The organism is Stenotrophomonas sp. TWI273 (assembly GCF_039674765.1).
Classification (GTDB): Bacteria; Pseudomonadota; Gammaproteobacteria; order Xanthomonadales; family Xanthomonadaceae; genus Stenotrophomonas.
The window spans coordinates 33,728-50,541 of sequence record NZ_JBDJOA010000007.1 but is presented as its reverse complement, the minus strand read 5'-3'; the positions used below and the strand labels follow the sequence as shown (position 1 = coordinate 50,541).

Annotated in this window: 14 protein-coding genes; 6 read left to right on the top strand and 8 right to left on the bottom strand. The window is 67.2% G+C overall.

All coding sequences use genetic code 11. The features are described 5' to 3' along the window. Positions 1-79: 79 nt before the first annotated feature. The 4 genes from ABE571_RS11550 (at position 80) to ABE571_RS11535 (ending at position 6,778) form a co-directional block, all read left to right on the top strand. Positions 80-1,177, top strand: a complete 1,098-nt coding sequence (locus ABE571_RS11550; RefSeq protein ID WP_313210045.1) for an efflux RND transporter periplasmic adaptor subunit — start codon at positions 80-82, stop codon at positions 1,175-1,177. After that, on the top strand, positions 1,174-4,299 hold the full coding sequence (locus ABE571_RS11545; protein ID WP_313210047.1) for an efflux RND transporter permease subunit: 3,126 nt from the start codon (positions 1,174-1,176) through the stop codon (positions 4,297-4,299). Before ABE571_RS11550 ends, ABE571_RS11545 begins: the two co-directional genes overlap by 4 nt. A gap of 129 nt (positions 4,300-4,428) precedes the next feature. Continuing rightward, positions 4,429-5,946: an alanine/glycine:cation symporter family protein gene (locus ABE571_RS11540; RefSeq protein ID WP_102788179.1), complete on the top strand. Its 1,518-nt coding sequence runs from the start codon at positions 4,429-4,431 to the stop codon at positions 5,944-5,946. After that, on the top strand, positions 5,939-6,778 hold the full coding sequence (locus tag ABE571_RS11535) for a TrmH family RNA methyltransferase (RefSeq protein WP_070471206.1): 840 nt from the start codon (positions 5,939-5,941) through the stop codon (positions 6,776-6,778). Before ABE571_RS11540 ends, ABE571_RS11535 begins: the two co-directional genes overlap by 8 nt. A 323-nt stretch (positions 6,779-7,101) precedes the next feature. On the opposite strand, the gene ABE571_RS11530 is transcribed toward ABE571_RS11535, so the two are convergent. The 4 genes from ABE571_RS11530 to ABE571_RS11515 all read right to left on the bottom strand — a co-directional run bounded on the left by ABE571_RS11530 (position 7,102) and on the right by ABE571_RS11515 (position 10,305). Beyond that, positions 7,102-8,523 (bottom strand): M28 family peptidase, encoded by a 1,422-nt coding sequence (locus ABE571_RS11530; RefSeq protein WP_102788178.1) that lies wholly within the window; start codon positions 8,521-8,523, stop codon positions 7,102-7,104. Between the two features lie 218 nt (positions 8,524-8,741). After that, the gene (gene mscL / locus ABE571_RS11525; RefSeq protein ID WP_121039325.1) at positions 8,742-9,155 is read right to left on the bottom strand and encodes a large-conductance mechanosensitive channel protein MscL; all 414 of its coding nucleotides are present in this window, start codon (positions 9,153-9,155) and stop codon (positions 8,742-8,744) included. A gap of 58 nt (positions 9,156-9,213) precedes the next feature. Then, positions 9,214-9,921, bottom strand: coding sequence for a fumarylacetoacetate hydrolase family protein (locus ABE571_RS11520; protein ID WP_346493745.1), 708 nt, complete (start codon positions 9,919-9,921; stop codon positions 9,214-9,216). Between the two features lie 108 nt (positions 9,922-10,029). After that, positions 10,030-10,305, bottom strand: a complete 276-nt coding sequence (locus ABE571_RS11515; RefSeq protein ID WP_121039319.1) for a hypothetical protein — start codon at positions 10,303-10,305, stop codon at positions 10,030-10,032. Between the two features lie 179 nt (positions 10,306-10,484). Between ABE571_RS11515 and ABE571_RS11510 the strand changes: the two genes are divergently transcribed. Further along, positions 10,485-10,832 (top strand): Rieske (2Fe-2S) protein, encoded by a 348-nt coding sequence (locus ABE571_RS11510; RefSeq protein WP_313219695.1) that lies wholly within the window; start codon positions 10,485-10,487, stop codon positions 10,830-10,832. A gap of 258 nt (positions 10,833-11,090) precedes the next feature. On the opposite strand, the gene ABE571_RS11505 is transcribed toward ABE571_RS11510, so the two are convergent. From ABE571_RS11505 to thiS, 4 genes are read right to left on the bottom strand one after another with little or no spacing between them, the layout of a single operon-like run. Continuing rightward, complete coding sequence (locus tag ABE571_RS11505) at positions 11,091-12,938, bottom strand: SLC13 family permease (protein WP_121039313.1); 1,848 nt, start codon at positions 12,936-12,938, stop codon at positions 11,091-11,093. Positions 12,939-12,962: 24 nt separating this feature from the next. Then, entirely contained in the window at positions 12,963-13,697 is a 735-nt protein-coding gene (gene trmB, locus ABE571_RS11500; protein ID WP_313210056.1) for a tRNA (guanosine(46)-N7)-methyltransferase TrmB, read from the bottom strand. Then, positions 13,697-14,491 carry a thiazole synthase gene (locus ABE571_RS11495; RefSeq protein ID WP_313210058.1) on the bottom strand — a complete coding sequence of 265 codons (795 nt, stop codon included), beginning with the start codon at positions 14,489-14,491 and terminating at the stop codon, positions 13,697-13,699. Before ABE571_RS11495 ends, trmB begins: the two co-directional genes overlap by 1 nt. A gap of 38 nt (positions 14,492-14,529) precedes the next feature. Beyond that, positions 14,530-14,730, bottom strand: a complete 201-nt coding sequence (gene thiS, locus ABE571_RS11490) for a sulfur carrier protein ThiS (protein ID WP_346493744.1) — start codon at positions 14,728-14,730, stop codon at positions 14,530-14,532. Positions 14,731-14,934: 204 nt separating this feature from the next. On the opposite strand from thiS, the gene ABE571_RS11485 reads away from it, so the two are divergent. Beyond that, entirely contained in the window at positions 14,935-16,755 is a 1,821-nt protein-coding gene (locus tag ABE571_RS11485) for an autotransporter domain-containing protein (protein WP_313210061.1), read from the top strand. Positions 16,756-16,814: the final 59 nt, after the last annotated feature.

The following is a 16,814-nucleotide window of genomic DNA, read 5'->3' as shown; positions in this document are numbered from 1 at the left end:
CGGTAAACGCTTGGCACATATGCCCCGGCTCGACCCCTCTATACACTCGGCGGTCGAGAAACAACCGGGATTGCATTACATGTTGGGACGCATCGCAGCGCGCTTCGCCGCTGGCATCGCCTTGGTCGCTTTGGCTGGGTGTGGCAGCAAAGACGAGGCCGCTCGCCGGCAGGCAGACGCCGTACCGGTCACCACCCAGGTGGTGAAGGCTTCGGCATGGAGCGACACGCTGCAGGCCCTGGGCACGGCCAAGGCGCGCGAGTCGGTGACGGTCACCGCCAAGGTCAGCGAAATCATCGAAACGGTGCACTTCGAAAGTGGCCAGCAGGTCAGTGCCGGCACGCCGCTGGTGACCCTGCGCGGGCAAGCCCAGGAAGCTGCGCTGCTGCAGGCCCAGGCCACGTTCCTGGAAGCCGACCAGCTGTACAAGCGCCAGCGCGAACTCGCCGCCCAGCAGCTGGTGGCCAGCTCCACGCTGGACACGCAGCGCGCCATCCGCGATGCCGCTGACGCCCGCGTGCGCGAAATGCAGTCCGACATCGGCGACCGCCGGGTACGCGCGCCGTTCGCCGGCGTGCTGGGCATCCGTCAGGTCAGCGCCGGTTCGCTGGTCACCCCCAGCACCGCGATCACCACCCTGGATGACATCGAGCGCATGCACGTGGACTTCCAGGTGCCCGAAGCCGAGCTGGCTTCGCTGAGCACCGGTGACAAGGTCAACGCGACCAGCGTGGCGTATCCGGGCCGCAACTTCGAAGGCCAGGTCGCCACCATCGATACCCGCGTGGATCCGGGCACGCGTGCGGTCACCGTGCGCGCGGATTTCATCAATGCCGATCACGCACTGCGCCCGGGCATGCTGCTGGATGTGCGCATGTTCCGCCCCGAGCGCCAGGCGCTGGTCATCCCTGAAATCGCGGTGGTGCAGGTCGGGCGCGATTCCTACGTGTTCCGGGTCACGCCGGACCAGGTCGTGGAGCGCGTGGACATCACCGCCGGCGCGCGCCGCAGCGGCGTGGTCGAAATCCGTGAGGGGCTCGCCGCCGGCGACCGCATCGTGGTGGACGGCACCGGCAAGCTGCGCCCGGGCCTGAAGATCCAGGCCGAAGAAGCTGCACCGACTGCACCGATCGCGCCGGCCGCCGCCACGACGGCCGAACCGGACACTGCCGGATGAAGCTCTCCGACGTTTCCATCCAGCGGCCGGTCTTCGCCGTGGTGATGAGCCTGCTGCTGGTCGTGCTGGGCTTCATGTCATTCACACGCTTGACCCTGCGCGAACTGCCTGCGATCGATCCGCCCATCGTCTCGGTCTCGGTCGATTACACCGGCGCGTCGGCAGCGGTCATCGAAAGCCGCATCACCCAGGTGCTGGAAGATGCGCTGGCCGGCATCGAAGGCATCGATACGATCAACGCGCGCAGCTCCAACGGGCGCTCGCAGGTCAGTATCGAATTCACCTCCAACCGCGATATCGAAGCGGCCGCCAACGACGTGCGCGATGCGGTCAGCCGCGTTGCCGACCGCATGCCCGAAGAGGCGCGGCCGCCGGAAATCGCCAAGGTCGAGAGCGACGCCGATCCCATCATCTGGCTCAACATGAGCTCGACCTCGATGGATACGCTGGAGCTGAGCGACTACGCCGACCGCTACATCGTCGACCGCTTCTCCAGCCTCGATGGCGTTGCCCAGGTGCGTATCGGTGGCCGCCAGCGCTATGCGATGCGGATCTGGCTGGACCGCGACCAGCTCGCCGCGCGCGGCCTGACCGTGGGCGATGTGGAAAGTGCGCTGCGCAACGAGAACGTGGAACTGCCGGCCGGCCGCATCGAATCGGCCGACCGCGATTTCACCCTGCGCGTGGAGCGCAATTACGTCAAACCGGAAGACTTCGCCGGCATTCCGCTGGGCAAGGGCGCCGATGGGTACGTCGTGCGCATGGGCGATGTCGCCAAGATCGAACTGGCCTCGTCCGAACGCCGCGCGTACTACCGCAGCAACGGTGAGCCGAACATCGGCCTGGGCATCGTCAAGACCTCCACCGCCAACGCGCTGGATGTCGCCCGTGAAGCGCGCGCCGAAGCCGACCGGATCAGCAGCACGCTGCCCGAAGGCACCCGCATCTTCGTGGCCTTCGACAACACCACCTTCATCGAGGCCGCGGTCGATCGCGTCTACGCCACGCTGGTCGAGGCGATGCTGCTGGTGCTGGCGGTGATCTGGCTGTTCCTGGGCAGTTTCCGCGCGGCGTTGATTCCCGCGGTAACGGTGCCGGTCTGCCTGATCGCGGCCTTCATCGCGCTGTATGCCTTCGGGTTCTCGATCAACCTGCTGACCCTGCTCGCGCTGGTGCTGTGTATCGGCCTGGTGGTGGATGACGCCATCGTGGTGGTGGAGAACGTGCAGCGCCGCATCGATCTGGGCGAGCCACCGCTGGTCGCCTCCAAACGCGGCACCACCCAAGTGGCGTTCGCGGTGATCGCCACCACCGCCGTGCTGGTCGCGGTGTTCCTGCCGGTCGGCTTCCTGGAAGGCAATACCGGCCGCCTGTTCCGCGAGCTGGCCGTGGCGCTGGCCGCGGCGGTGGCGCTGTCGGCGTTCGTGTCGCTCACGCTGACCCCGATGATGGCCTCCAAGCTGCTCAAGCCGCATACCGGCCAGGCACCGAAGGGCCTGCACGGGCTGATCAACCGCAACCTGGATCGGCTGTCGGCCGCCTACGGGCGCTTCCTGGAAGCGCACGTGACCCGCACCTGGGTCTACATCGTGGTGATGATCCTGTCGCTGCTGGCCAGCGCGCTGCTGCTCAAGGTGCTGCCGTCCGAGCTGGCCCCGGCCGAAGACCGTGGCTCCTTCCAGATCATGATCGATGGCCCGGAAGGTGCCGGCTTCGATTACACCGTCGGCCAGGTCCAGCAGGTCGAGAAGATCGTCTCCGGCTTCGTCGGCGAAGATGAGCCGATCGTGCGCGCCAACCCGCGCGTGCCCGGCGGCTGGGGCTCCAGCGAGGAAATGCACACCGGCCGCATCAGCGTGTTCCTGCAGCCCTGGCGCCAACGTGATGTCTCCACCCCGGATGTGGCGGCCGAGCTGCAGACCCACCTCAATGATCTGCGGGGCGTGCGCGTGCGCACCCAGGTCGGGGGTGGTCTGGTCCGCAGCCAGGGCCAGCCGTTCCAGATCGTGCTGGGTGGCCCGGAGTACGCGGAGATCGCGCAGTGGCGTGACCGCATGCTGCTGCGCATGGCCGACAACCCTGGCCTGGTCGGTGCGGACTCGGATTACAAGGAAACCCGCCCGCAGATGCGCGTGAACATCGATCGCCAGCGGGCGGCCGATCTGGGCGTATCGGTCACCGCGATCGGCAGCGCGCTGGAAACCATGATGGGCTCGCGCCGCGTCACCACCTTCGTCGACAACGGCGAGGAGTACGACGTGCTGGTCCAGGCCGGCCGCGACGGCCGCGCCTCGCCGTCGGATCTGGCCGCGATCCGCGTGCGCGCCAGTGGCGGCGAACTGGTCCCGCTGTCCAACCTGGTCACGCTCAGCGAAGTGGCCGAAGCCGGCAGCCTCAACCGCTTCAACCGGCTGCGCTCGATCACCATCAACGCCGGCCTGGCCCCGGGCTATCCGCTGGGCGAGGCCATCGCCTGGGCCCAGCAGGTGGCCAGCGAGGAGCTGCCACAGCATGCGCAGATCAGCTGGAAGGGCGAATCGCGCGAGTACCAGAACGCCGGCAGCGCCGTGCTGCTGACCTTCGCGATGGCCCTGCTGGTGGTGTTCCTGGTGCTGGCCGCACAGTTCGAGAGCTTCATCCACCCGCTGGTGATCATGCTCACCGTGCCGCTGGGCGTGCTCGGCGCGCTGCTGGGGCTGTATGTCAGTGGTGGCACGATCAACCTGTTCAGCCAGATCGGCATCGTGATGCTGGTGGGCCTGGCGGCCAAGAACGGCATCCTGATCGTGGAGTTCGCCAACCAGCTGCGCGATGAGGGCCGCAACGTGCACCAGGCCATCGTCGAATCGGCGATGGTGCGCCTGCGCCCGATCCTGATGACCTCCATCGCCACCGTGGTCGGTGCGATCCCGCTGGTGGTGGCCGGTGGCCCGGGTTCGGCCAGCCGCGGCACGATCGGCGTGGTGGTGATCTTCGGCGTGACCGTGTCCACCTTCCTGTCGCTGTTCGTGGTGCCGGCGTTCTACTCGCTGCTGGCCCCGTACACCCGCTCGCCGGAAGCCGTGGCGCGTGAACTGGCCCGCCAGGAAGCGGAAACCCCCTCGGTCGGCGGCCATGCCTGACCCGAATGGGCGGCATTGCCGCCCATTCATCGAAATTGCCACTACGCAGTCCGGCGCGGATCGTGGAGAATCGACCGGGTCCCAGCCGACGGGGACGTTCCTTTTGTTTCCGCCGACTGGAGAGAGCGCGTGGAAGAAGTAGTCAGTTTCATCAACGGGATCATCTGGAGCAAAGCCCTGATCTTCCTGTGTCTTGCCGCAGGCCTGTACTTCAGTGCCCGTACCCGTTTCATGCAGATCCGCGGGTTCGTGGAGATGTGCCGGCTCACCGTGCAGGGTGAGAAATCCGAGGCGGGCGTGTCCTCGTTCCAGGCGCTGGCCATGTCCATGGCCGGGCGCATGGGCATCGGCAACATCGCCGGTGTGGCCACCGCGATCGCCTTCGGTGGCCCCGGTGCGATCTTCTGGATGTGGGTGATGGGCTTCCTCGGTGCGTCCACCTCGTATGTGGAATGCACCCTGGCGCAGATCTACAAGACCAAGGATGCCGAAGGCCGCTACCGCGGTGGCCCGGCGTACTACATTGAAAAGGCCATGGGCCTGAAGTGGTACGCCTTGGCCTTCGCCGTGGCCACCATCATCGCCGCCGGCTTCCTGATGCCGGGCGTGCAGGCCAATGCCATCGCCGACAGCATCATCAATGCCTGCCGCGGCGGTGCGCTGTGCGGGCCACTGGATGGTCAGTTCATGGGCCTGGAATCGGTGCAGGCGCTCAAGCTGGGCATCGGCATCGTGGTCTCGTTGCTGCTGGCCGTGGTGATCTTCGGCGGCGTCAAGCGCATCGCCAACTTCGCCGAGGTGGTCGTTCCGTTCATGGCCGCCGCCTTCATCCTGATGGCCATCGTCATCATGATCATCAACTACGACCGCGTGCCGGACATGTTCCACACGGTGTTCAGCAGCGCCTTCGGTGCGCATGCCGCGTTCGGCGCGATGATGGGCCTGGCGGTGGAGTGGGGCGTCAAGCGCGGTATCTACGCCAACGAGGCCGGCCAGGGTACCGGCCCGCATGCGGCGGCCGCCTCGGAGGTTTCGCACCCGGCCAAGCAGGGTTACGTGCAGGCCTTCGCGATCTACTTCGACACCATGATGGTGTGCACCGCCACCGCGTTCCTGATCCTGGCCGCGGGCACCTACAACGTGTATTCCCCGGTCCCGGGCGGCGCGCCCGTGTTCGCCGGCCTGGCCGGTGTCGCTGAAGGCGCGGGTTACGCCCAGGCGGCGGTGGAAACCGTCATCCCGGGCTTCGGCGCGGCCTTTGTGGCGATCGCGATCTTCTTCTTCGCCTTCACCACGATCATGGCCTATTACTACATGGCCGAGACCAACCTGACCTACGTCAACAACAACGCCAAGCGCCCGCTGACCGTCCTGCTGCTGCGCCTGGGCATCATCGGCATGGTGATCTTCGGTGCCTTCCACAATGCCGGCATGGCGTGGGCGCTGGGCGACATCGGCGTCGGCCTGATGGCGTGGTTGAACATCATCGCGATCCTGATCGTGCAGAAGCCGGCGATGCTGGCCCTGCGCGACTACGAACGTCAAAAGAAGCTCGGCCTGGATCCGACCTTCGACCCCGATGCACTTGGCATCAAGAACGCCGATTTCTGGCGTCAACGCAAGCTGGAGCTGTCCCGTAGTGAATGATCCCTGGAAGAATGCGCGCCGTCCGTCCTCGCGGCCGCCGCGCGCCACGCCGTTGCCGCCGCGCGAAGGTGGCACGCCGCCGCCGCCCGGCCGCGGCAACGACGAGCTGCGCCTGTACGGCTGGAATGCCGTGCAGGCACTGTTCGAGCATCGCCCGCAGGCGCTGCGCAAGCTGTACCTGACCGAGTCGCTGATCCCGCGCATGCAGCCGGTGCTGAAATGGTGCGTGGCCAACCGCGTCGGTTACCGTGTGGTGGAAGACGGCGATCTGAACAAGCTCGCCGCGACCACCCATCACGAGGGCCTGGTGGCTGACGTGCTGCGTGCGCCGATGCTGGAGCTGGACGAATGGCTGGCCACGTTGCCGGCCGGCGCGCCGGTGCTGGCGCTGTGGCTGGATGGCGTAGGCAACCCGCACAACTTCGGCGCGATCCTGCGCTCGGCGGCGCATTTCGGTGTGGCCGGGCTGCTGCTGCCGCCGGGCTCCACGCTGGCATTGTCCGGCGCGGCCGCGCGCGTGGCCGAAGGCGGCGCCGAGTCGGTGCCGCTGGTGCGTCTGCCGGAACTGCCCGAGGCGATGGCGCAGCTGCGCGCGGCCGGCATCGGCCTGGCGGCAACGCTGGTGGAGGGAGGCAAGGACCTGTTCGCCACGGAACTGCCGCAACGCCTGGTCTATGTGATGGGTGCCGAGGGCGAGGGCATGGACCGCGATCTGGCCGACGACTGCGATCTGCAGGTGTCCATTCCCGGGTCCGGTGCCGTGGAAAGCCTCAACGTCGCTTCGGCGACGGCGGTGTTGTTGGCGCACTGGTACGGCAGCCGCTCGCGCTGATCGGAAGGTGTGCGTTTGTCGGGAACGGCGCGTTGCGCCGGACCCGCGGTGTGATCGGTTTCACCGAACGCGTCGTGACTACATCCGATTCGGATTTTCCGCATGGCGCTCGACGTGAGAACTGAGCACAGTGCGGGGTGGACGTTGTGCTGCGTAGATGAGGAGAGACATCCACGCAGTGCGACGGTCCGTTTCTCCGGACCGTGAAAGTAGTACGGCGCTCACCGCGTGGGGTGTGACGAATCCCGGTAGCCCGGTCGCATTGCGACCGGGTTTTTTTTTGTACCGACCCACGGTCGGTACCTGCCGCCTGCGCGTCGGGATTACTCGTTCGGCGGCGTGGTCGGCTTGGCTTCGCTGCCGAAACTGCCGTCGGCCTCGGCGGCCAGATACGCGAACACCGTGTAGGCGGCGACGTTCTGCGCCAGCGCCGCCGGGTCGATCTTGTCCAGCGTGTCGTCGGCGGTGTGGTGCAGGTGGAAGTAGTCGCTGCCGTCCTGCGCCAGCCATGCCCACGCGCCGCCCTTGGCCGCCAGTGGACCCACGTCCGGGCCCGGGCCGCCCTTGTCGGCGGCGTACTCGATGCCCAGCGGCTTGAGCACCTCGGCGATCTGGCGGGTGGCCTCGCGCGAATTGGCCGGGTTCGGCGAGCCTGTGTTGAAGGCATAGATGCGGCCGGCACCGAAATCGCTTTCGGCGGCCAGCTGGTGCCGCACCACGTCCTTGGCATGTGCCTCGGCGTAGGCCTTGCCGCCGTACAGGCCCTGCTCCTCGTTGGCGAACGCGACCACGCGGATGGTGCGCTTGGGCGCCTGCTTGAGCTGGCCGATCAGATGGCCAGCGGCCATGGTGATGCCCACGCCGGCCCCATCATCCACCGCGCCGGTGCCCAGGTCCCAGGAGTCGAGGTGACCGCCGATCACCACCACTTCCTTGGGCAGGCTGCGCCCGGTGATCTCGCCGATCACGTTGTGCGACGTGGCCGTACCATCCCAACCGCAATCCAGGCTCAGCTTCAGCGTGGTGCTGCCGAGCGCGACCAGACGTGCCAGCTGGTTGGCATCGGGCACCGACAGCGCGGCGGCCGGCACCGGGGTCAGGCCGTCATCGAAGCGGGTGATGCCGGTGTGCGGCACGCGGTGCGAATCGGTGCCTGCCGAGCGCATCACGAAGCCGATCGCACCCTTGCGGATCGCCTCGGACGGGCCCTTGCTGCGCACGGCGCCACCGTTGCCGTAGTCGCGGCCATCGCGGTAGGCGGTCATCTGGTAATCGACGAAGGCGATCTTGCCCTTCAGCGAACCCTCCGGCGCGGCCTGCAGCGCGGCCAGATCGGCGAAGCGCACGACGTCGGCCTCCACCGTGCCGCCCGGGCTGCCGCCAAGGGCGGTGACCGTCAGCGGCTGGGCATGCTTGCCGATCACTTCGGCGTGCTCACTGCGGCGCTCCCACTTGGGGAAGGTGACCGGCTCGGTCCAGACCTTGTCGAAGCCCAGCGACTTGAACTTGGCCACCGCCCAGGCCACGGCGCGTGCGTCGGCTTCACTGCCGGCGATGCGCGGGCCGATCTCGGTGGTGAGCGATTCGACCACCTTCCAGCCGGTGTCGTCCTTGAGGGCCTGCTCGCGCAGCTCGGCGGCGGTGGCCAGCGACGTCGGCGGCAGCGTGGTGATACCGGTCGCCGCGAATGCGGGCGCGGCCAGCAGGGCGAGGGAAGATGCGATGGCAAGGACGCGGCGACGCATGGACGAACTCCGGGAAACGGGGCGGAAGCGTCCGAGCTTACCAGCCTCGCCGGCACGCACATGGGCGGTAGGTCATGTCCCGGCGGATACTGTTTTCCAAAAGCGAAAACCCCGCCAAAGCGGGGCTTTCGATCGGTAGTGCCGGCCGCTGGCCGGCTCCGCACGAGGCAGGATATCCGTGCTGCCGACGAGCGGCCGGCACTACCGGTGTTGCTGCCTCAGTGCTTGAGGTTGTCGCGGATCTCGCGCAGCAGCAGCACTTCTTCACTCGGCGCCGCCGGGGCGGCCGGCTCGGCCTGCTTCTTGCGCGCCAGGCGGTTGATGAACTTGACCACCATGAAGATCGCAAAGGCCACGATCACGAACTGCACCACGGTGTTGAGGAAATCACCGTAGCCGATCACCACCGCCGGAATCTCTTTGCCATCGGCGGCAATCCGCGCCGGGGCCAGGGTCCAGGCCAGCTCGGAGAAGTCCACGCGGCCGATCATCCAGCCCAGCGGCGGCATGATGATCTTGTCCACCAGCGCGGTGACGATCTTGCCGAACGCCGCACCGATGACCACACCAACCGCCAGGTCGATGACGTTGCCACGCATGGCGAATTCTTTGAACTCAGTCAGTACACCCATCGGGCTCTCCTGTCGTAGTGGGGGAATCAAATGACGCCGCAGCGTAACGCAGCGATTGTCATCCGGCGATGATGCCGTGGCGCTCGGCCACGTTCTCCAGGCGTGCACTGAAACGGTCGCCCGGCTTCAATGCGGCCACGCCCGAGGGCGTACCCATGAAGACCAGGTCGCCTGCGCGCAACGCCCACAGCTTGGAGAGCTCGTGCAGGATCTCCGGCACGTTCCAGATCATCTGGTCCAGCAGTGATTGCTGGCGCACCTCGCCATTGATCTCCAGCGACAGATTGAGGGCGGCCAGATCGCCGACTTCACCGGCCGGCACCAGCTCGCTCACCGGCGCGGACTGATCAAAGCCCTTGGCCGGATCCCACGGGTGGCCCTTGGCCTTGGCCTGCGCCTGCAGATCGCGGCGGGTCAGGTCCAGGCCGACGCCATAGCCGAACACCAGCGCCTCGGCCTGGTCGACGGGCAGCTCGCCGGCAGGGGCGTCCTTGCCGATCGCCACCACCAGTTCCACCTCATGGTGCAGGTCCTGGGTGGCGAGCGGGTAGGGGATCACATCGTCATGCCCGACCACGATCGCATCGGCCGGCTTGCTGAAGAACATCGGGCGGCCGCGATCATCGGCGACCGGCACGGCCGCACCCATTTCGCGCGCGTGATCAGCGAAGTTGCGGCCGACACAGTAGATGCGACGCACCGGGAAGGTACCGCCGCCGGCGACCGGAATTCGGGGCTGCTCGGGCGTGGGAATTACATCGGTCATGCGCGCGTCCTGTGGAGAGGTTTCGCCGCAGTCTAGAGCGTTTTCCCGCCGCCACAAACAGAAACGGCCGCGCAGGGCGCGGCCGTCATCAGGAGGAATGCGCGTCGATCAACGCGACATCGGCAAGGCCTGCTTGCGGACCACCCGGTATTCGCCGTCCACGACCTGCGACGGAACGGTGCGCGCACTCTTGCGCTGGGCGAGCAGCTTCCATGCCAGACCGGCGATGATCATCGCCGCGCCCACGAACACACCCACGAACACCAGCGCGGCCAGGATCGCCAGGCCCAACAGACCGACCGCAACGCGCACCAACGGGTGGCGCGGCTTGCGCGGCGCGAACAGGGCACGGAACTGGTTGAACTGGAAGATGCGGCTGTACATGGCACTCTTTTTGGCTGAGGTCAGCAGTGGACGAGTATCCGTGCTGGCCTTTGTGACTGAGTGAAAAAAGCGTTAAACGTGCCCCGCGCGCATTGCAAATCAATGACTTGTATTCATCCGGGAGCCAGTGACATGAGCGCGTGAGACACTGTGCCTCCACTGCCTGTTGTCTGGATGCCATGTCCCACCCTGAGTCCACCGCCACCGCCCTCATTGCCCTGGATGCCATGGCCGACGGGGGTTTCGCCGAAACCGATGCCAGCATTGGGGGCGACAGCGAATCGGTGGTGTTGTATCGCGAGGGCGACCAGGTGCGCGCGTGGCTGAACATCTGCCCGCACGCCGGCCGCCGGTTGGACTGGGCCCCGGGGCAGTTCCTGAAAAGCAAGGACGGCCACCTGGTGTGCGCGGCGCACGGCGCCTCATTCTCGCTGGACAACGGCGACTGCGTGGCCGGGCCGTGCCGCGGTGATCGCCTGCGCGCGGTGCCGGTGCAGGTGCGCGACGGCCAGGTCTGGCTGGCGTGACAACGACCGGTGGGTCTCCAACCCACGGGTAGGTAGCGACCGTTGGTCGCTACGCCTCCAATGCCGCCCAGCGACCGGTAGTGCCGGCCGCTGGCCGGCTGCTCTTGATGGCCAACCGTACGTGGAGCCGGCCAGCGGCCGGCACTACTACGTCTTCGATGCCGGCCAGCGGCCGGCACTACCTGGGGCATCGGGCGAGCCCGCCCGCGGCCGGCACTACCTGGGGTATCGGGCGAGCCGGCCAGCGGCCGGCACTCCCTAGAACATCAGGTTGATCATCAGCACCACCACCGCCGTATAGATCAACGACAGCGGGGCGCCGACGCGCCACAGCTCGCGCGGGGTGTAATTGGCCGGGCCGGTGATCATCGAAATCACCGGGTTGGAGGCTGTCATCAGATTGTTCGAGGCCGACAACGCCACGATCAGCGCGAACGCGGTCGGGCTGCCCCCGGCGGCCAGCGCCAGGTTCACCGCGATGGGCACCATCACGATGGTTGCGCCCACGTGGCTGATCACCAGCGAGAACATCGTGGTCAACAACGCCAGCGCGATTTCCAGCACCCACACCGGGATGCCGGTCGGCAGGCGGTCGATGGTGTGCCCGGCGATCCACGCCGCCGCGCCGCTGCTGTCCATCGCCCAGCCGAGCGGAATCAGCCCGGCCATCATGAACACGGTTTTCCAGTTGATCGAGGCGTAGGCCTCGTCCATGCGCAGCACGCCGGTCAGCAGCATGCCGGCCACGCCGGTCATCAGGGTCAGCGCCACCGGCAGCTTGGAGGTCAGCGCGATCAGGATGGTGATGGCGAAGATGCTCATTGCGATCTTGAACTTGTGCGGCCGCTGCTCGCCCTTGGGGTAATCGGTCACCACCACGAAGTCGCGGCTCTTGGCCGCCTGCGCCAGGTCGGTCCAGATGCTGTGGAAGACCAGCATGTCACCGGCGCGCAGGGCCACGTTGCGCACGTCTTCGCGGATCACCTGCTTGTCGCGGTTGATCGCCAGCAGGCTGATCCCACGCTGCTTGCGCAGGCGCAGGTCCGAGGCGCTCTTGCCGATCACATCGGAGGTGGGCGGCACCACTGCTTCGGAAATGCCGGCGCGGCTGGGGTTGAACAGGTCGCCCAGGTGCTTCAGCCGCGAGGACATCCGCAGGAACTGGTTCTGTGCGAAATCGCTGACCTGCTGGCGCGCGCCCATCACGCCCAGCACGCTGCCCACCCAGATCCGCATCTCGGCCGGCGGGGCCAGACGGGTGTCATTGCCGGTCTTGAGCGCCAGCAGCAGCGGCGCATCGTGCACGTTCTCGGCCTCGCCCAGGGTCATGCCGACCAGCGGGCTTTCGGCGGTGACCACCAGTTCGAACACATCGCCTTCGATGCCGTAGGTCTTGGCGAAGTAGCTTTCGGTGCGCGACGGGGTGACGCCATCGTTGGCCAGCGTCTCTTCCTCCACCAGCTTGCGATCACCGAAGTAGCGGAAATACAGCAGCGAGGCGATCAGCAGCGCCACGCCGATCGGCAGCGGTGCGAACATGCGCAGCGGCTCGATCGTGGCCAGGCCCGAGGGCAGGTTGTTGTTGGCCGAGGCCAGCAGATCGTTGAGCAGGATCAACGGCGAATTGCCGACCATGGTCAGCGCGCCGCCCATGACGATGGCCGCGGCGATCGGCAGCAGCAGGCGCTGCAGGGTCAGCCCGGTGCGCGCGGCCAGCCGCGAGGCGACCGGCAGGTACAGCGCCATCACCGAAGGGTTCTGCATGAACGAGGAGTTCAAGCCGGCGATCGCGGTGGTCATCATCAACAGGCGTGTCTCCACGCCATGCCCGCGCCGCAGCAGCCACGCCGCCAACCGGTTCAATGCCCCGGTGCGGTCCAGGCCCGCGCCGAGGATGGTGGTGGCGATGATGCTCATCACCGCGTTACCGGAAAAGCCGCCGAAGATTTCCTCCGGCGCGATCAGGCCGGTAACGCCGAGCACCACCAGCACCACCAAGGCCACCACGTCGGCGCGGATGCGCTCGAACAGGAACATCGCCATCGTGAAGCCGACCAGCCCGAGAACGAGCTTCATGTCGGTAGTCAGCGTCAGCGCGGTATCCATGGGGTGGCGCGGTTCCTTGTGGGATCAGGTGCGGTCGTACAACAGGTCCCACACCCCATGGCCAAGCTTCTGGCCACGGGTTTCGAAGTGGGTCTGCGGGCGCCATTCCGGCCGCTCGACCTGCCCACGCGGACCGGCGCGGTTGCTCAGCCCGGCGGTGGCGTCGAGCACGTCCCACATCTGCTCGGCATAGTCTTCCCAGTCCGTGGCGCAGTGCAGGCGGCCACCGACGCGCAGCTTGCGCACCAGCAGCTCGGCAAAGCCAGGCTGGATCAGGCGACGCTTGTTATGGCGCTTCTTGTGCCACGGATCCGGGAAGTAGATGCGCACTTCATCCAGCGCGCCATCGGCGATTTCCTTCTCCAGCACCTCCACGGCATCGTGGTGGTACAGGCGCACGTGGTCGGCGTTGTCGTCGGCCAGTGCATTGAGCAGGCGTCCCACGCCGGGCGCGTGCACTTCCAGGCCGATGTAATCGCGGCTCGGGTCCTGCTGTGCGGCGAAGCGCAGCGCGGCGCCATTGCCGAAGCCGATCTCCAGCACCTTGTGCGCATCGCGCCCGAAGGTGGCATCCAGATCACGCGGCTCGCCGGTGAAATCCAGCCCGAAGCGCGGCCAGCGGTCATCGAACGCACGTTGCTGGGCGGGGGTGAAACGCCCCTGGCGCAGCACGAAACTGCGGACCTCGCGGCGGCCTTCGGTGATGGTGAAGGGCTTGGGCGGTGCCTTGGCACCGGCGCTGTCGAAAGGATTGGTCATCAGCCGATCAACCCGTCGATCGGCGAGGACGCACTGGCGTAGCGCTTGCGCGGAATGCGCCCGGCCAGGAAGGCCTCGCGGCCCGCCTCCACGGCCTTGCGCATCGCGCTGGCCATCAGGATCGGGTTGCGCGCGCCGGCGATGGCGGTGTTCATCAGCACGCCATCGCAGCCCAGCTCCATCGCAATGGCTGCATCGGAGGCCGTGCCCACGCCGGCATCGACGATGATCGGTACCTTGGCGTCTTCGATGATCTGCAGCAGGTTGTACTTGTTCTGGATGCCCAGGCCCGAGCCGATCGGCGCGGCCAGCGGCATCACCGCAGCGCAGCCGATGTCTTCCAGGCGCTTGGCCAGGATCGGGTCATCGGAGGTATAGACCATCACCTCGAAGCCATCCTTGACCAGCTGCTCGGCCGCTTTGAGGGTCTGCACCACATCCGGGTACAGGCTCTTCTGGTCGCCCAGCACTTCCAGCTTGGTCAGGTTGTGGCCGTCCAGCAGCTCGCGGGCCAGCCGGCAGGTGCGCACGGCGTCTTCGGCGGTGTAGCAGCCGGCGGTGTTGGGCAGGATGGTGTAACGGTCCGGCGGCAGCACGTCGAGCAGGTTCGGCTCGCCCGGGTTCTGCCCGATGTTGGTGCGGCGGATCGCCACGGTGACGATCCGGGCGCCAGCGGCCTCGGTGGCCAGGCGGGTTTCTTCCAGATCCTTGAACTTGCCGGTGCCGGTGAGCAGGCGGGAAGCATAGGTCTTGCCGGCGATCACCAGCGAATCAGTGGGGGCAGGTGCATTCATGGCCCGAATTATCGCCTATCGCGCGTCACGATGCTGCCTCAGCCGCCGCCCAGTGCATGCACGATCTCGACCACGTCGCCCTCGCGCAGGGGGTGGCTGGCGTGCTGGCTGCGGGTGACGATCTGGCCATTGACTTCGACCGCGACGCGGCGCTCGAGCAGGTCCTCGCTGCGCAGCAGGTCGTGGACAGTGGCGGTGTGCGGAAGCTGGCGGTTCTCGCCGTTGAGCTGGATGTTCATGACGGTATTGTCCCGTAATCACATCCCAGTGCGTACCCTGTGCGCCCCGCGGCAGAGGTGCCGCGAGCGCCAGGCCAACGATGGCCGGGCGGCGGGCTGCGGCGTTCATGCCGCAGCGCAGCGTGATGCCGGCCAGGTGCAGTGGAACCATGGCACCGTGCGCCGGCGTACGTCCGCCGTCTTCCCCACCCTCAAGGAGTTTCCATGTTGCTCAGCAAACGCCCGATCCGTTCCCTCATGGCCGTGGCCATCGCCCTGGCGGCGATGCCGGCCATGGCCCAGTCGCCGTACACCAAGACCGTCTTCATCGGCGACAGCCTGACCGATTCCGGCTACTACCGCCCGCTGCTGCCGGCCGCTGTCCGCCCGGTGACCGGCCAGGCCACCACCAACCCGGGTTGGCAATGGGCGCAGCACGTGGCGAACTACTACGGCACCGATGCCAGCCCGAACGGTAACGGCCAGAACGGCGACAACTACGCCGTTGGCGGGGCCCGCGTGGGCGTGGACCTGACCCAGCCCGCGCTGGGCGGTGTGCCGATTCCTTCGCTGAAGACCCAGACGGCCAACTATCTGGCGGCCAACGGTGGCAAGGCCGACCCGAACGCGCTGTACACCGTGTGGGGCGGTGCCAATGATCTGTTCGCGATCCAGACCGGTGCGCCGCTGGTCCCGACCCTGACCGGTGCCGTCACCGACCAGGTCGGCATCGTCGGCACGCTGAAGGCAGCGGGCGCTGAATACATCGTGGTGCCGACCATCCCGGACATCGGCCTGACCCCGGGCGCCCGCGCCGGCGGCCCGGCTGGCATGGCCGCCGGCACCGCGCTGGCCAAGGCCTACAACGACGCCCTGTTCGGTGGCCTGAAGGCCGCCGGCCTGCAGGTGATCCCGGTCGACACCTTCCACATCCTGCAGGAAATCGTCGCCAACCCGTCGACCTACGGCTTCAGCAACGTCAGTGGCACTGCCTGCACGGTGCCTTCGTCGCTGACCTGCAACCCGACCAGCCTGGTCACCCCGGACGCATGGCGCACCTATGTCTTCGCCGACGGCGTGCACCCGTCCTCGGCCACGCATGAAATGCTGGGCCAGTACACCCTGTCGATCCTGGAAGCGCCGCGCAACCAGCAGATCCTGACCCACTCGGCACAGACCATCGGCCGCTCGCGCGCTGACCAGGTCAGCTGGCACGTGGATGGCCGTCCGGCCGACGGCCTGAGCTGGTGGGGCAACCTGCGCGGCGACATGCAGCGTTACGCCCACGCCGATCTGTACGACGGCATGGCCCCGGCCGGCCTGTTCGGTGTGGATTGGGCGCGTGATGGCATGGTGGTCGGCGGCTTCGCCGGCTATGGCCGCATGGACGCCGATTTCGGCAACAACAAGGGCGACTTCACCCAGTCCGATACCACCCTGGGCCTGTTCGCCGGCTGGTACGGCGAGCGCGCCTGGGTCAACGGCCAGCTCAGCTACAGCTGGCTGGACTACGACGTGACCCGCAAGCTGCAGCTCGGCCCGGCAACGCGCATCCACAAGGGCTCGCCGGAAGGCAGCAACCTGACCGCCGCGTTGAACGCCGGTTACGAGTTCGGCACCGAAGGCGGCTTCCGTCACGGTCCGGTCGCCGCGGTGATCTGGCAGAAGGTGAAGCTGGATGGCTACACCGAGTCCAACCTGAGCGCCTCGGCGCTGGGCTATGGCGACCAGGATACGGATTCGACCGTCGGCCGCGTCGGCTGGCAGGCCCGCTTCGATGGCGGCAACGTCAAGCCGTACGTGCAGGTCACCTATGACCACGAGTTCGAGGACAGCAAGCAGGCCAGCGCCTGGCTGCAGACCATGCCGGACGTGGGCATGTACAAGGTGCCGGGCCTGGAGTTCGACAAGAACTACGCCACCGCCGTGCTGGGTGCGCGCCTGAACCTGTGGGGCCTGAGCAGCAACATCGGCATGAGCACCACCACGATGCAGAAGCGTGCACGTGACGTGTCGCTGTTCGCCAGCTTCGGCGGCAGCTTCTGATCCCACGTGCGCAGCGCCCGCCCGCGGGCGCCGTGCACGGCGGTGGAAAAGCGTGAAAC